7 protein-coding genes, 1 tRNA gene and 1 pseudogene are annotated in these 18,789 nt (G+C 43.1%); 3 read left to right on the forward strand and 6 right to left on the reverse strand.

Features of this window, described 5'->3' with window-relative positions:
• The first annotated feature begins 591 nt into the window (after positions 1–591).
• Both RH96_RS07135 and RH96_RS14560 read left to right on the forward strand, forming a co-directional pair.
• Entirely contained in the window at positions 592–1,320 is a 729-nt protein-coding gene (locus RH96_RS07135) for a hypothetical protein (protein WP_010199165.1), read from the forward strand.
• Positions 1,321–1,353: 33 nt separating this feature from the next.
• Positions 1,354–7,710 carry a calcium-binding protein gene (locus RH96_RS14560; protein ID WP_010199167.1) on the forward strand — a complete coding sequence of 2,119 codons (6,357 nt, stop codon included), beginning with the start codon at positions 1,354–1,356 and terminating at the stop codon, positions 7,708–7,710.
• Positions 7,711–7,816: 106 nt separating this feature from the next.
• Here the strand turns inward: RH96_RS14560 and RH96_RS14965 are convergent.
• Both RH96_RS14965 and RH96_RS07155 read right to left on the reverse strand, forming a co-directional pair.
• Positions 7,817–8,647: pseudogene (locus RH96_RS14965) on the reverse strand (IS3 family transposase); the annotation flags it as partial.
• A 269-nt stretch (positions 8,648–8,916) separates the two neighbouring features.
• Positions 8,917–8,993, reverse strand: a tRNA-Val gene (locus RH96_RS07155).
• 298 nt (positions 8,994–9,291) lie between these two features.
• On the opposite strand from RH96_RS07155, the gene RH96_RS07160 reads away from it, so the two are divergent.
• Positions 9,292–10,269, forward strand: a complete 978-nt coding sequence (locus RH96_RS07160; RefSeq protein ID WP_010199173.1) for a glutathione S-transferase family protein — start codon at positions 9,292–9,294, stop codon at positions 10,267–10,269.
• Positions 10,270–10,388: 119 nt separating this feature from the next.
• Here the strand turns inward: RH96_RS07160 and hemB are convergent, their stop codons facing one another.
• From hemB to RH96_RS07180, 4 genes are all read right to left on the reverse strand, one after another.
• Entirely contained in the window at positions 10,389–11,396 is a 1,008-nt protein-coding gene (gene hemB, locus RH96_RS07165; RefSeq protein ID WP_010199175.1) for a porphobilinogen synthase, read from the reverse strand.
• 563 nt (positions 11,397–11,959) lie between these two features.
• Complete coding sequence (locus RH96_RS07170; RefSeq protein ID WP_010199177.1) at positions 11,960–13,774, reverse strand: efflux transporter outer membrane subunit; 1,815 nt, start codon at positions 13,772–13,774, stop codon at positions 11,960–11,962.
• Complete coding sequence (locus RH96_RS07175) at positions 13,774–17,004, reverse strand: efflux RND transporter permease subunit (RefSeq protein ID WP_010199179.1); 3,231 nt, start codon at positions 17,002–17,004, stop codon at positions 13,774–13,776. Before RH96_RS07175 ends, RH96_RS07170 begins: the two co-directional genes overlap by 1 nt.
• A 35-nt stretch (positions 17,005–17,039) precedes the next feature.
• Positions 17,040–18,443, reverse strand: coding sequence for an efflux RND transporter periplasmic adaptor subunit (locus RH96_RS07180; RefSeq protein ID WP_010199181.1), 1,404 nt, complete (start codon positions 18,441–18,443; stop codon positions 17,040–17,042).
• Between the last annotated feature and the right edge of the window lie 346 nt (positions 18,444–18,789).

An 18,789-nucleotide genomic window follows, 5' to 3' on the forward strand; every position in this document is an offset into this window, starting at 1 on the left:
TTCTCATAGCGGCCAAGAATTCAATATATCAAGATTACAATCCACGCTCCAGTATGTACTTCCACTTCTCTGTGTCCATCTTCTTAACCTTTATCTTTTCTAGTCCTTTTATCAATAATTGAGAGCATCTATCTTATGAAGCCACATTAGATTCAAGATGTTGATATTTGGCATAAAAATACAATAAAAAAACTATACACTTATGTAAACAATTGTTAGTATAAGTTGCTGATTATCTCTGAAATACTACCGTTTATGCGAAAATTAATTAATTTCTCAAATAAAAAACTAGTCATGAGTTCACTAATGAAGATTGTTATATCGATTTTACCTACCTGTGGTAAGTCTCTTTAATCTATGCAGGTATTGCTGAACTTGGATTACAAGGGTAAGGGTTGAAAACCAAACCAAAATCATGCAAACATTTTTAGATGCTGTAAAAACACAAGAGAGTTTGGGCAAAGACGCCTTAATTACCACTACAGGACATAGTCTAGAAAATTAACAGCTGTTTTGTACCGTAACCAATATTCACTTCTCAATTTATTCAGGTATTCAATGTTTATTCAAAAATTAAGTAAGGTAATCATTATGGTCATGGCTTCTACACTCGCTACCTCCTGTAGCGATGTGTTTTCTGCAAACTATGTTGGTGATTTAGGCGGTGTCCCCGTTGATTTACCCAAAAATATCGTAAGTCTGGTTGAGTATGACGGCGATCCTGCATGGGGTAAAAAACGAGAAGGTTCAAAACCCACACGCAGCTATGACTCAAAGATCAATAGCTTTGTCTTTTACGTGCGCTATACCGATAATGCCATACTCAATAAAGGTAATAACGAACTTAAACAAGCTTATAAAAAAGAACAGTATTTACCGAATGATCCTTGGGTCTCAGTCAATGTCTCCTCTGGAAATAAATATCATGGAGTAGGTGCTATTCACCGTATCGGTGATGGAACGCTTAATCCTAGTAAGGAAGCAGGGCCTGTACATGAATATGAACAGCTTGATAATGAGCAATTTGGATTGGAAGTTTACGCACCGCCGGGTATAGACCCGAAAACTGATAGCCCCTATCGTGAAAACCGATACGCAGAAGATGTGTTTATCCAGAGAGATGAAACGGGGCAGATTACAACCTATATAAAGTGCAGTAATAGAGATGTGCCAAGGCCACCTTGTAGTCACCAATTCGATCTAGAGCCACAGATGGGTTTATATGTCAATGTGCAATATTCTCGCCATAATCTGGCTGATTGGCAACAGATTGAGCAGGTAGTCAGACAACAGATTTTAAACTTTCGTAAGACGTCGTAAGTGTTGCTATAAAACTTAACTTAGGAGCTCATCATGACTACCACTCGCACATCGTCAGGTTCACCAACCGCTTATACCACCCAGCAGCTTGAATCCATGCGTAATGCAGTAGAAGCTGGCGGTGTCGATGCCGCCGTTGCTGCTTATACAGAGCTGCAAGACAACGGATATACCTACGCAGGTTGGGCAAAAGGTGTTGCCACCAATCAAACCGCGACTGGTCAAGCGGCTAATGGTTTTATGGATAACACATCAGCTCAAAATTTTTCAGCTGAGCAAGTGAATCAGATTAAAACGGATATGGCAGTAAATTATTTAAACACACTGATAGAGAATTCAGGAGAGACCGGTGGCATAATTACAACAGATGTCGATTTTGCAGATACCAGAGATTTTCATGAAAAGACTTTTGAAGCACATGGCTTGACGTTAGATAATTGGACGTTAAAGACCCCAATGGACATCGTGGGCGAAGCATTCGGCCCCTATGGAGCCCAAGTACAGGAAGCGGTATGGGAGCAGATTAGAGATACTGAAGGTGAAGGATTTGATGCATTGACTGCCAGTATGATGTTGACGGCACTGGTGGCTAGTGAGGCAAAACCTGATGTATACGATCTCTTAACCGGAGATACGAGAGCACTAGAGTGGTTATTAGCGACGGGACAATCGTTACCTGAAGTTGTACCAACAGCCGCAAATGAGCTCTTGATGGAAGCTGCAGAAGCAGCATTAGCACTTACAAAAGCTCTAGATATACAACCGATGAAACCACCAAGCGATAACACTTACAAAATTGAATACTATGACCCTATTGCCCTTGACTTAGATGGTGATGGAGTCATAGAGACCATTACTGATAATGATTACGACGGGGCAATGTTCGACCATAATAGTGATGGCTTCCGCACAGCGACAGGTTGGATATCTGCTGATGATGGCTTGCTCGTACGTGATATTAATGATAATGGCATCATTGATACAGGAGCAGAGTTGTTTGGTGACAACACACTACTAGCAGATGGTACAACTGCTAATAGTGGTATGCAAGCCTTAGCTGACTTAGACAGTGATGGCAATGGAATTATTAACAGTCAAGATGAGCACTTTAACGAATTGAAAGTCTGGCAAGACAAGAATACCGATGGAATCAGTGATGCTAGCGAACTATTTAGTCTTACAGATATTGGTATTAGTAGTATTGACTTGACAGAAAAACAAACGGTTAACCAACGTGTTGAAGGCGGCTTTATTAAAGAATCTGCTATTTTTACCAAAGCCGATGGTTCGACTGGTGATATCGCTGACATTAATTTTAATAGTGATGCCGTCTACTCTGATTATAAAAATACTGTCACAGTGAGTGACGATATTGCAGACTTACCCTATATCAGTGGCATGGGACGCTTGGCAGATATTCATCAAGCAGCAATGAAATCTGAAGTACTGGCGCAGTTACTCAATGATTATAGTCAGTTGACATCTCGTGACGCTCAAAAGAACATCATTGATGACATCATGATGGCATGGGCATTGACTGATCCACGGTATATTGATAATGATATAGAGATTGTCACTCTACAGACTCAACCTTGGGTACAGTCTGATGATTCTGATAATGTCATTCGGGTACGTCGAGGAGAGCCAGTTCCAGAATATTTAATTACACCAAATCCAAAAGAATATGCTGATGATGAGGTGGAAGCCCAAATTAAGTTTTCTGAAGCATTTTTAGGTGTTAATGTTAGAACGATATATCATCAACTTGGTAATTTTGACGACGTCACGCCAATGATTATCAACTATAGCAATATCAAAAAAATTATTTATGAATCTTTCCTAACACAAACCACTCTCAAACCTTATATAGATGAACTGAATGCATCAACTGGTGAATTTAGCGAATTAAATAGCTTGTTTGAAAGCCACTATGAGCAAGACATGCTGGGTACACTCGAAGACCTAAAGGACTTGTTGCAAATACATTCTATCAAGATAAATGCTGTCGGCTGGGAGCACGGGTTTATTCTATTACAGACATGGCGAGATGAATTATCGACGATGTCAGATGAAATGAAAACGGCTGTTGATGATATATTTTTGGACATTGATGCGCTAACACTAAATGGTACGGCAAAAAATGATTTTGTCATATTGGATAATAATGAGTTAGCAAGTTACTCTGCTCAAGCTGGTAATGACACTATTATTATTCATACTGATTCAAGTCAAACTGTCGAAGCGGGACTAGGTAATGATATTATTGTGTCAGGTAAAGGGAATGATTATCTTAGCGGTGGTGAGGGCATCAATACCTATATCTTTTCTAAAGGATCTGGCGAAGATTTTGTAAGTTACGATAATAAAAGTTTTTTCTTTGATAAATTAGTTTTTGATAGAGTTGCTATTGAAGAAGTAATATTTTACCAGCAAGGTAAAAATTTAGTTATTAGTTTTGGTGAGGATAAAGTTACTGTTCTTGGTGCATTGGATGAAGCTTCTATCAAAGGCTTGATGTTTGAATTTGCAAATACTACAGTGCCTCTCAAGGAACTGCTTGCAATGCCGCTAGAGAACCTAACTATTACTGCCACTGATGAATACATCAATGGTTGGCGTGGTATAGATATATTAAGTGGTAATGAGACTGACAACCAAATATATGCGTATGCTGGTGATGACGAAATTATAGGTGGTAAAGGTAATGACATATTAATAGGTGGCGTAGGACAAGATACTTATCACTTCTCATCAGGTGATGGTATAGATACGATTCAAGAAAGTAATTATGCTAGTGAAGCAAGTTATATTAAGTTCACTGATATCAACGCATCAGATGTCCAATCAATAACTTTTGACGGTGATGATCTTCTTATCCAATACAGCTCCACTGATAAACTCGTATTAAAAGGTTATATTTCCAACTCATTAGACTCTACATTAAGCGTGCAATTTGCCGATGGAACGCAATGGTTAAACCAAGACTTAATGGCGCAAGCAACCTTTGAAGGTAGCGAGAGTGGTGATGTTATCACTGGTACACTAAATGATCGTACCAATATTATAAATGCTTATGATGGTGATGATACCGTACACGGCAATCAAACTGCCCAAAATAACATCGATGGTGGCGCTGGTTGGGATGAGCTACATGGTGGTGACAATATCGACACCGTTTTAGGTGGCACAGGTGAGGACTTTATTTATGGTAACGCAGGTGCAGATAGTATATATGGTGAAGACGGTCACGATACCTTATTTGGCGGCGCTGGTAATGATTATATTGAAGGTGGCAAAGGCAATGATTGGCTACAAGGAGATGAGGGCGTAGATACTTTAGTCGGTGGCTTAGGGGATGACACATATGATGTCGATGATCTTGATACTTTTATTGAGAATGCTAACGAAGGTTATGATGCAATTTTCATTGAAGACAGTTTTAATCTTGAAGGCACTAACCTTGAAGAAATTCACTTAAAAGGCAGTGGTAACTTTAATATTACTGGTGATACCAATGACAATGGTTTATACGGCAATTCAGGCAATAATATTTTAGATGGTAGGAGTGGCGCGGATATTATGTCAGGGGGTGCTGGAGATGACTACTATGTTGTCGATCAGTATGAAACACTTATCAATGATGACGACAGGATTACTTTAAAACATGGAGACCAAGTCGTAGAAGGAAGGCTCAGCCGTGATGGATTTGTCCATGGAGATTCGGGGGGTAACGATACTGTAGAACAATGGGATGATCATCGATTCTATCGCCAAGATGATATGGGCAACTGGTCAAATACTGGTAGCTACCATCATCTGCAAAATAACGTCGAAAACCTCATTCTAAAAGGTGACGCTAAAACAGCGTTCGGCAACGAGCTTGATAATGTTATTACGCTTAACGAACAGAGTAACTTCGTGAATGGTTTAGGCGGTAATGACACCATTATTTATCAAAAAGGTGGTGGTCAAGACACTATTAGTGTGACTGATAATGTAGAAGCAATTGATACTCTGGTCATTCAAGGTTACTCTCAACAGCAATCGTCGTTCACACGAGAGCAAGACAGCTTAATGATTCGCTTTGCCGGTAGTAACGAGCACATCTGGCTAGCTGACTACTTCAAAGAGGCTGTAGCCGATACGCAATTGAATCAGACTGACGTTGACTTTTTACCCGTAAACGATGTTGATAGTGTCTCTCTTGGTGATGACGCATTAGTATTGCTATCTAATTCTCCTAATGGAGAAGGCAACTTAGATAGTGAGATACCATTAGGTGAATCATCATCAGACGACCTGCTCATCGATGACCAACCCATACCCATGATCGACAACAAAATCGACCGCATCATCTTCGACAATAACGGAGAACAAGTGGTTCTCACACAACAAGACATTGATAATGCCATTATTGATCGAGCAGACAATCATGCGCCTACTGTCAATAAACACGCACAGGCTATTACCATCAATGATGACGAAGCTTTAAGCGTTCAGTTTGATGCGGATACCATTGTTGATGCAGATGTTTGGGACTCAAGCCTTAACTACCGCATCACTTTAGACACTCAAAATGCTGATGGCAGTTATCAAGATATTCCTGACTGGTTAAAATTCGATGCTGATACTCGTACGCTTACGGGTAGCCCAACTGTCGATAGTATTGGCAGCTACTCCTTCATATTATGGGCGGGCGACCTATTTGGTACTAGTGCAGGCACTTACCTCACCCTTACCGTCAATTCAAGCCAACCCGTTGATGTGCCCGTAGAGACCAGCCCTGATAATGTCGTAGAAGGCACAGATAGCAGTGAGCAGCTACTGGGTACGAATGGTAATGACCTTATTAACGGCTATTTAGGTGATGACCAGCTGTTTGGGTTTACTGGTAATGATACCTTGAATGGTGGTGCAGGTGACGACTACCTAGCAGGCGGTAACGGCTCAGGTAGCAACTCAGGTAATGATATTCTCAACGGCGGCACAGGCAATGACACCTTATCTGGTGAAGACGGTAACGACACCTTATCTGGTGGCGCAGGTAATGACAGCTACATCTACAAAGCCAATCAAGGGATCGATATCATTGACAACGCTGGTGGTGGTAATGACGGCATCTTCTTTCAAGGTATAGATAAGAGCCAACTCAGCTACCATAAAGAAGGAGATGATCTCATTATCCTAGTCGATGGGGACTTGAATCAGCAAGTCAAAGTTGAAGGACATTTTAGTAGTAATGATAAAGCCATCGACTATATTGTTCCAAGCAGTAATATGGTTATCTCTGCTCAGAGTATCGCTAGTCAATTGACAGCATTACCTGGATCTGGCAGTGGTGATACAGATAATGGTGGCAATGACGACACCACCACACCAACCGATCCTGAAGTACCTACTGATAATACAGATCTATCGGGTGATAATACTATCGTAGACACGGCAGGTAACGACCAGTTGAAAGGTGGCAGAGGTAACGATACATATATCTACACAGCTGGCATAGATACTATTATTGATACGCATGGTGCAGACGAAATTATCTTTAGTAACGGTATCACTTATAATCAGGTTGGATCAGGGTTGATGAGCTCTGGTAATGATCTTATCCTGCGAGTCAATGGCGATGCCAATAATCAAGTCACGATCAAAGACTACTTTAGTAATGGCGATAGCATCATTGAAACTATTAGCTTTGAGACTGGCGGTAGTATTTCACACGAGCAAATCTTTGGGCTATTTGGTAAAGCGATACCAGAGTCCATGTCTGAACCAGAAGTCACACCTGATGACAATACGACACCAGACGTACCTGATACTGGTGATAGCGCCGCTGATATCGTAGGCACAGATGCCAATGATCAGCTCAATGGCACGGATGTGAATAATCGCTTGCAAGGGCTGGGCGGGGACGATCAGTTAGAGGGTGGGCTGGGTAATGATATTCTCATTGGCGGCGCTGGACACGATACGTTAAAAGGCGGCGTAGGCGACGATCTCTATTACTTCGAAGCAGGATTTGGACAAGATATCATAGACAATACGGGCGGCGGCATTGATAACATCTATTTTGATGGTGTTGGATTTAATGACGTAGCCAGTGGACTCATGCGCAGCAATGACGATCTGATTCTCAAAGTGAGTGGCACTACTGATCAATTAACAATCGCTGATTTCTTTGAAGGTGGCGAGTCAGCAGTTGGTAATATCAGCTTTGCCTCCGGTGGTAATATCAGCGCTGATCAGATATTTGGTGCTTATGGCATTAGCAACCCAAACCCTAGTAATGCCTCTAGCTCTCAGCATCAAAGCACGCTGGGTACTATGCTAAATGTGATGCAGCAGTTCGATGAGAATAGTATGAATAATGGGTATGGTGACGTTATCTAAGTCGATTGATTTACCTTTTTACTCTTCACTCTAAAATAATTTAGAGCCTTATGAAAAGCCAAATACTGCAAGTATCTGGCTTTTTATTTTGCTAATCGCTCCTCATGTAGTACAGCTCGATATAGCCGATGATATCATTGATCGCTGTAAACCTTGTTTTATAGTTCTGGTGATACACAAGCTCATTCTTCAATGTACCCAGAAGCTTTCTATCGGAGCGTTATCAAAGCAGTTGCCCTTACCACTCAAGGAGCCTGTAAATTGAGGCTGTTTGATAATCTTGTGGTAGGCATGACTGCAATACTGGCTGCCCCTGTCAGAGTGGATTATTAGCCCTTGGTCTGGTCTCTTGTTCTTGATTGCCATATTCAATGCACGGCAAACTAAATCAGCGGTCATGCGCTTACTTATAGCGTAGCCGACGAGCTCTTTGGTATATAAGTCTTTAACACCAGCCAAGTACAGCCAGCCCTCATTCGTCCAGATATAAGTTATGTCACTGACCCAAGATTCATTAGGTCGACTGGCGTCAAACTTTTGATCCAGCACGTTTGGATAAACTAGCTTGTTATGATTTGAGTCAGTGGTGATGTTAAATATCTACTGATTGTCTTTAATAAAGGCGTACCTTACTAGCTGTCACCTACGTCTTGCGTCACTAAAACAGTCTACTAGACTGTTTCTTAACGTTCCTTTTCGGCAACTTTAAGTTGTTGCTTGAGCTGCTTTATTTCTTGAAGAGCCGTCATAAGTTCAGGATCATATTGTTCTATGCCGACAAGCTTGCCTTGGTTGGCTTTACTGTGCCAGTAGAGAAGGTTTGCATGGCTATGCCAAGCTGTTTTGCAGTCGCTGAAATATTGCCGTTGTTGTCTGCTGTCCTTTTAACAGCTTCAGCTTTAAATTCGTCACTGTAGGTTCTTAATTTCTTGGTCATGGTGAACTCCGATTAATACGCTTAGTTTACCAAGTTTAGGTGTACGGTTTCTTCAGCATAGCTCATTCACGGTAAAGGTCAAAAAGAGGATTTTAATTTTAATGATTTCTAAGGGTTGTTCACGTTTTGGTCACCGTCGCTTTTTCAATTGATTTGAAGCTGATTAAATAACCATAACTATGAGTTGATATAAGCAAGGATTTCCCCCTACAGCCTATATTTTACAGACAAAAAAAAGCCCCGATCGTGAGATCGGGGCTTTCTAAATTTGGTAGGCATAAGCAGACTCGAACTGCTGACCTCTACCATGTCAAGGTAGCGCTCTAACCAACTGAGCTATACGCCTATTTAGGTTGAGCATTTTAGCAAGTTTCTCAAACTTTGCAAGCCTTTTTTATCATAATCTTGCCTTATTATTATTATATTTAGAATTGAAGCTTATATTAGGCACTACAAAATATTTTTTTGTGTATATTTACTAAATATATCATTTGATTAGTTTAGTTTTTATTGTTAATTATAATGAATAAGAGCCTATAACTGGTATGATATCTCTAACTGAAGTGAGAGTCATAATGGTAATGACTTAAAGTCAGTCATGCTTAACAGTATTAAATGACAATTAGAAATAGTCGGAGAATAATATGGGCTTATTGGTAGACGGGCAATGGCAAGACAAATGGTACGAGACAAAAGCCAATGGTGGACGTTTTGAGCGTGAAGATGCAGGCTTTAGAAGCTGGGTCACGGTAGACGGCAGGGCAGGACCAACAGGTATTGAGGGCTTTAAAGCCGAACCTGACCGTTACCATCTATATGTGTCGCTTGCGTGTCCTTGGGCGCATCGCACTTTGATTTATCGTAAGCTCAAAGGTTTAGAAGACCTCATCCCAATATCCGTGGTTAATCCCTATATGGGTGAGCACGGTTGGACATTTGCAGATGGTGCAGGCGTCGTTGCTGACCCAGTTATCCATGCAGACTATGCGTATGAGCTTTATACCAAAGCAAAGCCAGATTATACAGGCCGTGTCACAGTGCCGATTTTATGGGATAAGAAGACCAATACGATCGTGAGTAATGAATCATCTGAAATCATTCGCATGTTTAATTCAGCTTTCGACGAAGTTGGTGCTGTAGCAGGTAATTTTTTGCCAGCAGATCTGTTGAGCGAAATCGATGATATCAATACGTTTGTTTATTCTACGATTAATAATGGGGTGTATAAAACTGGGTTTTCGACCACGCAGGAGGCCTATGAAGAGGCAGTGATTGAGCTGTTTGCGGCACTAGATACACTTGAGGCGCGCTTAGCAGGTCAGCGCTACCTCACAGGGAGCACCATAACCGAAGCCGATTGGCGACTGTTTACCACTTTGGTTCGTTTCGACGCCGTTTATGTTGGGCATTTTAAGTGTAATCTGCATCGCATCGTTGATTATCCAAATCTGTGGGGCTATCTGCGTGATTTATATCAGGTGCCAGGTATTGCAGAGACGGTGAATATGACTCACATCAAGCAGCATTATTACACCAGTCACGCCAATATCAATCCCACTCGTATCATACCTGTTGGTCCTGCTATTGATTTTACGACAGCGCATAATCGTGAGCAGCTGTAGATACTCATAGTTAGTACACGCAATAAATCTTTTTATTTTAATAGAGTGTCAGTATAAAAAAAGCCCCAGCTACTAATAAGCAGTTGGGGCTTTTTTACGACATGAAAAGTAGCTCAATACTAAGCGTTGTTTAGCTGACGGGCAGCTTCTAATGCAAAGTACGTCAAGATACCATCAGCCCCAGCACGGCGGAAACCAATCAAAGATTCTAAGATGACCGCATCACTCAACCAGCCGTTTTGGATAGCAGCCATATGCATGGCATATTCGCCAGAGACCTGATAAGCAAAGGTTGGTACGCCAAAGGTATCTTTAACTTCACGAATCAAATCTAAGTATGGCTGACCAGGTTTTATCATGACCATATCAGCACCTTCATTAATGTCCATGGCGACTTCATGCAGTGCTTCAGCACGATTGCCAAAGTCCATCTGATATTGTTTCTTATGCCCACCTTTTAGATTGCCAGCACTGCCGACCGCATCACGGAATGGACCATAATATGCAGAGGCATACTTGGCTGAGTAGGCCATAATCGCGGTATTCACAAAACCTTCTTCTTCAAACGCATCACGCATGGCTTTGATACGACCATCCATCATGTCACTAGGCGAGATGATATCAGCACCCGCGCGAGCATGGACGAGCGCTTGCTTGACCAATACTTCGATGGTTGCATCGTTGATGACGTAACCGCTGTCATCGAGCAGGCCATCTTGACCGTGTGAGGTATAAGGGTCTAGCGCCACATCAGTCATGACGACCATTTCTGGCACAGCGTCTTTGACCGCCTTTATCGTACGTGCAGTCAGGGCATTTTCATCATAGGCTGCTTTGCCATCAGGCGTTTTTAAGGCATTATCAATGACAGGGAAGATGTCGATAGTGGTGACACCTTCTGCTAATAATTCCTTGGCATAATCAATCAGCAAATCAATTGATAGACGTTCAACACCCGGCATACTAGCGATGGTTTCACGCTGGTTGTTGCCTTCTAAGACAAATACGGGGGCGATGAAATGCTTAGGATGCAGCTCTACTTCACGAATCATAGCCCGTACATTATCGTTATAACGTAGGCGGCGCAGGCGAGTGGCAGGGTATTGGCGGTTAAAGGTATAGGTCATAATCATTCCTTACGATCGTTTTAATGGTTATCGCTTCATGTCATTGGAGCATAGGTACTGATATAGTCAGTTCAATATAAAAAAGAGACATTGTGATTGATATAAATTTTTTTTAGTCTCTGTCTGCGTAGGCATAGCAAGCAAGAAAAATTTATACCAGTTTCGCGTTATTAAATAACGTATCCATTTTATTTAGTATTAACTATAGTATCGACTATAGATTTAATATTTGAAAATGGGCGCTAACAAAATAGCCGTTAGCCTAGGGCGTGTCTTCAATTCACTCGATAGTCATCTGAATGGGCTAAAAATGGCTAAATCTTGCCAAACATCGTCAAATAGCTGGTTAATATCCCGATATTATCTGCACTATTTTTCTTGTTTGACGGCAATTTATCTCATTTTTATCACCATTTTTGAAATGAAGACACGCCCTAGTGATTCTACTATAACCAAAGACAACTGATAAAAGCAAAAAGCCCTACCAAGTCGGCAGGGCTAATGGTACTTATCAACTGTCAATACAAGGATACTGTGATGTCACGATTTTAAGATTGAACCATTTAAGGCTCAACAATCTGCGTGACCGGCACTTGCTCAACACTATTTTCATTGAAACGCGTCTCTTCGGTAATCACACCCACTGCAGCATCTGTTTTACCATCGCTATTGACATCGACGATAGCAGTCGGCTCAAAGGTAGTGGTTTCTAGCGGCTGCGCTTGTTTGATTGCGATGGCTTCTTGTAAAGAAGCCACACGTGCTGAGCTCGCCGCATCAATCGCGTTAGCCGCTTTTACCTTGTTGCTATAGGCAGGTAGATTGACGACTTGAACCAAGTTGGTATATTGCGGCACAGGGATGACCGTTGGCACATCAAGGTTAGCACCGCCACCGAGCGCTTGGTACAATTCAATTTGGCTGACAAGTTTTTGTAGTTCTAAATCCAAAATTCCCTGCTGGGTTGAGAATAACGAACGCTGGGCATCGAGGACATCTAGATAGTTGGAGACACCCGCTTTAAAGCGTGCATCGGCAATTTGATAGGTTTGCTCAAAGTTATCTTGTAGGCGATACTGGGATTCTAACTGCTCACCCAAGGTGGCGCGTGTCGCTAGCACATCCGACACTTCGCGGAATGCGGTTTGGATAGAGCGCTCATAATTCGAAAGCGTCTGCTCACGCTCGATTTTGGCCACATTGTATTCAGCATCCAAACGACCTGCGTCAAAGATTGGGACACTAATACTTGGGCCAAAAGACCAGCCGACTGCCCCGCTTTTGAACAGATCATCTAAGCTACCGCTACTGACACCAACACTACTTGCTAAGCTAATAGAAGGGAAGTAAGACGCACGTGCCACTTCGATATTGGCACCCGCAGCTTTTAAGTTGTATTCCGCTTGTAGGACATCAGGGCGATAGCGTAACAACTCACTTGGTAAGCCGGCATTAAAGAGTTGCTGGCTAGTAATATTGCTGACTGCCGGTGTTGGAATCAACTCGTTTGGAATAGAGGCGCCAATCAAATATTGCAAGGCATTACGTGAGGTCAAGATACTGCTTTGTGCCCGTAATACGGCAAGCCTAGCATTTTCTAAAGAAGCACTGGCTTGCAATGAAGGCAGTTTAGGATCAATGCCTGCCTCAAAACGTTTGCTCGCAATAAACAATGATCTGTCACGACTCTCAACAGTAGCTTCTGCCAGCTTAAGCTGTGCCAAGCTATAGCTTAAATTGGCATAGCTTTGGGCAATATTACTGATTAGACTAATTTGAGTCGAATCCTTCGCGGCTGTAGTCGCCAAAAAATTCTGCAACGCTTGATCTTTTAGGCTAGAAATCTTACCCCAAAAATCCAGCTCGTAGTTGGCCAATCCTAGGTTGACGTTATAACTACTGTTAGGGTTTTTGTCAGTTCTATTCTGTGCTTGGCGCGTGTAGCCGCCACTACCATTGATGGTTGGCAGGTCGTTAATATCGGTGATTTGATATTGCGCTCGTGCTTTTTCAATGGCTAAACGGGCACTTTCAAAGTCTTTATTATTCTCAAGTCCTAAAGCAATCAGCCCTTTTAGACGCTCATCGCTATAGAAATTTTGCCAGCGTTGACCCGCAATACTTGGCTGTGACGCGTTACTAGCCGTTTCCTTGTCGAACGCCCCGTAGGCTTGTTCAATAGAGATATTGGGCTCAGCAAGTACAGGGCGGGTATCGGCTTTTGGAATGGTATTACAAGCCGCCATACTCATCGCTAAAGCAGTCAAGCCTATTAAACGACCGCTGTTCTTGCGCATGCGTGATAGAACTGGGCGCGCAAGGGTAGCAGAGGCTACCACCGCTGTAGTATTGGTTGTACATGTTTTTTGAGCACTCATTATGTATTGTCTCCAAGGCTTGCAGGCTGATAACTCTCTGAGGGAGTTGGGTTCTGAGGAGCAGGCGTACCATTATCGCCATCGCCTTTATCATTTGGCTTGTTGTTGTCATACTTGTGAGGGAACACACTGCGTACCCAAATGTAGAACATCGGGATAAAGAAGATGCCTAAGAGGGTCGCCGTTACGACGCCGCCAACCACACTGGTACCAATGGCATTCTGACTGCCTGAACCTGGACCACTCGCCAAGAATAATGGCACAACACCTAGACCAAAGGCAAGTGAGGTCATGACAATTGGGCGCAGACGTTGGCGTGCTGCTGTCATAACTGCCTCTTTTAGACTATAGCCTTCCTCTTGATGCTCTTTTGCAAACTCAATGATCAAGATGGCGTTTTTGGCCGATAGACCAACCACCGTCAGTAGACCTACTTGCAGGTAAATATCGTTGGCGAAACCTCGTAGCCACGTAAATATGACTGCCCCTAATACCCCAAGTGGAATGACCAGTAGAACAGAGAAGGGGATAGACCAGCTTTCATAGAGGGCTGCCAAACATAAGAAAACGACTAAGATTGAAAGCGCGTAGAGCATCGGTGCTTGAGCGCCTGACTTTTGCTCTTCTAGTGACATACCTGTCCACTCGTAACTGATACCTTCAGGTAGCTTCTCAATCATGGCTTCCATCGAGCTCATGGCTTCACCAGTACTTAGACCGGGCGCAGCACTACCTTGGATGTTCATAGACGGTAAGCTGTTGTAGCGGGTCAGACGTGGTGAGCCTGATTGCCATTCACTGGTCGAAAAAGCATTAAATGAGATCATATCGCCCATTTCATTTCGCACATACCATTTACCAATATCATCAGGATTGGTACGGCTACTCGCTTCACCTTGAACAAAGACGCGTTTAATACGGCCACGATCAATAAAGTCATTAACGTAGCTTGAACCCCAAGCGGTGGAGATAACGCTATTGATATTACCTAGTGACAAGCCATAAGCGGCGGCTTGCTCTTGATTGATATTCACCTTGAGCTGCGGTGAGTCTTCCTGACCGTTAGGACGTACACCAGCGACTTGATCGTTTTGCGCTGCCATGCCTAGCAGCATGTTTCGTGCTTCAAGTAGCCCTTCGTGACCAAGATTACCATTATCTTGGAGCATCAAATCAAAACCACTGGCGTTACCAAGTTCGGTAATGGCTGGCGGTACAATCGCAAAAACTTGCGCTTCATTTAATTGAGTAAAGAAGTAACCCATTGCTCGACCAGCAACAGCCTGAGCAGTGTTCTCATCACCCGAACGCGCTTCCCAATCTGACAAGCGAACGAATGCCAGTCCCATATTTTGCCCTTGACCTGCAAAGCTAAAACCTGCAATGGTAAAGACGGAGGCAATGTTATCGGTTTCTTGAGTGTCGTAATAGTTTCTTACTTTATCGAGCACTTCTTGTGTTTCATCTAATGTCGAACCGGCAGGAAGCTGAACCAAGGTAAACATAATACCTTGATCTTCTTCTGGTAAAAATGAGCCGGGAATACGTAAGAATACCACCACCATGACGCCAATAATGGCCGCATAACCAATCAAATATAACCATTTGAAGCGAAAGCTTTTACCGACAAAGCCTTCGTATGAACGACTAAGCTTAAAGAATGAGCGGTTAAACCAGCCAAAGAAGCCTTTTTGCTTTTCTTCGTTGCCTTTTTCATGGCTCTTGCCACGTTTTAATAAGGTCACGCATAGCGCAGGGGTGAAAACAAGGGCGACAATGGCTGATAACACCATAGCAGTAATCAAAGTAATGGAGAACTGACGGTAAATTACGCCCGTTGAACCACCGAAGAAGGCCATCGGTACAAATACTGCTGATAGAATCAAAGCAATACCGATAACAATCTTACTAATCTCACCCATCGATTGAATGGTCGCGTCTTTAATAGAAATATGGGGGTCTTCTTCTAAGATACGTTCAACGTTCTCTACCACAACGATCGCATCATCGACCAGTAGACCGATGGACAGTACCATCGCAAACATGGTCAGCACGTTGATACTAAAGCCCGCTACATAAAGCACTGCGAACGTGCCCAGTAAAACGACAGGTACGGCAAGCGTCGGAATAATAGTTGCACGCCAGTTCTGTAAGAAAATGAACATGACGATAAATACCAACACAATTGCCTCAATGAGGGTCATGACGACTTGTTCGATAGACAAGCGTACGAACGGCGTGGTGTCATAAGGAACGACTGAGACTAGACCAATTGGGAAGTTTTTTTCTAGCTCCGCCATACGTGCGCCAACGGCTTCACGAGTCTCAAGCGCGTTAGCACCACCTGCGAGTGAAATACCTAGAGCGGCAGCTTCTTGACCATTGTATAGCGATATTACACTATAGTCTGCACTACCGATTTCGACATCTGCCACATCGCCTAAGCGCACTTGTGCGCCTGAGGTATCTGTTTTTAGTAGAATGTTTCGGAATTCTTCAGGCGTTTGAAGATAGCTTTGCACTGTAACGGTGGCATTGATAACCTGTTGGTCGGTATCAGCAGGTGCTTGACCTAACTGACCGGCAGATACTTGCGCGTTCTGCGCTCGTATCGCATTGACCACATCAGAGGGCACCATGTTATAGCTACGTAGGCGTGAAGGGTCAAGCCATACACGCATCGCATAGGTAGAGCCAAAGACTTGAACTTCACCCACACCCTCTACACGACTGATCGAATCGACGACATTGGAGTTAATATAATCGGCAATATCTGCCCGATCCATGGTGCCATCTTCAGAAATAAATGCTTGCACCATCAAAAAGCTGCTAGACGATTTATTGACGTTGACGCCCTGACGCTGAACTGACTCAGGCAAGGAGCTCATCGCTGCTTGCAGTTTGTTCTGTACTTGTACTTGTGCGGTATCAGAATCAGTACCATTCTCAAAGGTAAGCGTCACTGAGGCGCTACCATTTGACGAGCTCGATGACGACATATACATCAGACCATCAAGACCCTTCATACGTTGTTCAATGATCTGTATGACTGAGTTCTCGACAGTTTGTGCATTAGCACCAGGATAGCTGGCACTGACTGAGATGGTCGGTGGTGCAATACGTGGATACTGTTCGATCGGTAGGTTAATGACCGATATCACCCCGATGAGCATGACCAAAATAGCCATAACCCATGCAAAAATAGGGCGATTAATAAAAAAACGTGACATAGTATATCCCTAAGTCTTCCTATCTTTGAATAGAATTAGTTAGCAGTGGTTTCTGTAGGTTTCTTAGCAGAAGTTCCGTTACCAGCTGGCTTATCCACCGTTTTTGCAGCTTGCTGAGGCGTTTTGGCGTTTGGCGTACCTTGTCCTTTTGCAGATGGTGCTGGATTGGTGCTTTCTAATGGCTTAGCGACTACCTCTTGATCAGGTTTGACTTTTGAGCCACCAATAATCACGACCTTATCACCTGCTTTTAGACCGTCAGTAACTACCCATTGTCCGTTATAAGTACCATTAATAGTGACTGGACGTACTTGGATTTTGTTGTTTTCATCGACGATATAGACTTGCGTCTCACTCTTAGGCGTACGTGACACTGCGCTTTGCGGCACTAGCGCAGCATTGGTAATGACGCTTTGGGTCAAGCGTGCAGTGACATACATACCCGGCAGCAAGATATTATTACTGTTCGGGAAGATGGCACGTAAGGTCACAGCGCCTGTTGACGCATCAACTTTGGCTTCAGACAATGCAAGCTTGCCACGTACAGGATAGACTGAGCCATCTTCTAGGACCAATTCAACCGAGTTCATACCGGGTTGTGCTTTGCCTTCAGATATTTGCTGGCGTAATTTGAGCAGCTCAGACGATGATTGACTGATATCTACATAGATAGGGTCTAGACGCGAAATCGTCACCAACGGATTGGCTTGACTGGCGCTGACTAAAGTACCCGCAGTCACATTCGAGCGCTCTGTGCGCCCTGAGATCGGTGCCCGTACAATCGTACGGTTAAGATCTAACGTGCTGGACTCCAATCCTGCTTGAGCCGTTTGAATACCTGCCTTCGCGCTTTCGATACCTGCTTGTGTTTGACCGATAGCAGCATTGGCGCTTTGGACAGCTGCTTGTGCAGTACGCACAGCGGTTTGTGCTTGATCGTATTGTTGTTTAGAGATAGCGTCAATCTCTACAAGACCTTGTAGTCGCTGAAAATCATTGACCGCTTGGGCTAATAAAGCTTGGCGACTGCCCAATTCAGCTTTGGCATTGGCGTTATTGGCCAGTGCAGTCTGATAATTGGCTTGAGACTGAGCAACTGCTGCTTCACCGCTGGTGATAGAAGTGGCATAGTTATCAGTATTGATACGATAGAGTGGCTGGTCTTTTTTGACGTTACCGCCCTCACGGAACAGTACCTCGTCAATGACGCCATTAACCTGTGGACGAACGTCAGCAGTTTGATAGGCCGCAGTGCGTCCAGAGAATGTTTGTACTTGGGGTACGGTATCGAGAGTGACAGTCTGAACGTTGACAACCGCAGGCGGCATCTGCTGCTGTGCGGCATCTGCGCCAGCGGCGTCCTCGTTTTTGTCACAGCCAATCAGTACAGCTCCAGATAGTACAGATGCTATTACAAGCGCAAGAGTAGAGTGCTTCATCAATGTCCTCGGCAATAGGTATAAAATAAATAGTGACAGTATAAAAAATTTATAAGTAAATAAATCTTAACGTATGAAATTTTAAAGGTATTAAATGTAGGGGCAGTCTTAACGCTAAGTACACGCCATATCTTGCTCAGATCACTTTCGATAACATCAGTTTTAATAGAACCAATTTTAATATCACGTAATGACTAGAATGCCCAGTTCTTATGTTTGTATGATGAATTATGAGGCAAGGTTTTGAGCATCATAGATGTAGGCAAGCCACAGAGTTGATTAGTAAACTTAATCAGTTATTATAAACTAATGGGGTTACCCCACAGTCAAGTACTTTAGGAGAGGG

Origin of the sequence: Psychrobacter sp. PAMC 21119, from assembly GCF_000247495.1 — a bacterium.
Taxonomy (GTDB): Bacteria; Pseudomonadota; Gammaproteobacteria; order Pseudomonadales; family Moraxellaceae; genus Psychrobacter; species Psychrobacter glaciei.

Excerpts from the sequence above, each read along its gene's own strand:
- hemB (WP_010199175.1), bottom strand. The coding sequence starts at position 11,396 with ATGACCTATACCTTTAACCGCCAATACCCTGCCACTCGCCTGCGCCGC.
- RH96_RS07175 (WP_010199179.1), bottom strand. The coding sequence starts at position 17,004 with ATGTCACGTTTTTTTATTAATCGCCCTATTTTTGCATGGGTTATGGCT.
- RH96_RS07160 (WP_010199173.1), top strand. The coding sequence starts at position 9,292 with ATGGGCTTATTGGTAGACGGGCAATGGCAAGACAAATGGTACGAGACA.
- RH96_RS07180 (WP_010199181.1), bottom strand. The coding sequence starts at position 18,443 with ATGAAGCACTCTACTCTTGCGCTTGTAATAGCATCTGTACTATCTGGA.
- RH96_RS14560 (WP_010199167.1), top strand. The coding sequence starts at position 1,354 with ATGACTACCACTCGCACATCGTCAGGTTCACCAACCGCTTATACCACC.
- RH96_RS07170 (WP_010199177.1), bottom strand. The coding sequence starts at position 13,774 with ATGAGTGCTCAAAAAACATGTACAACCAATACTACAGCGGTGGTAGCC.
- RH96_RS07135 (WP_010199165.1), top strand. The coding sequence starts at position 592 with ATGGTCATGGCTTCTACACTCGCTACCTCCTGTAGCGATGTGTTTTCT.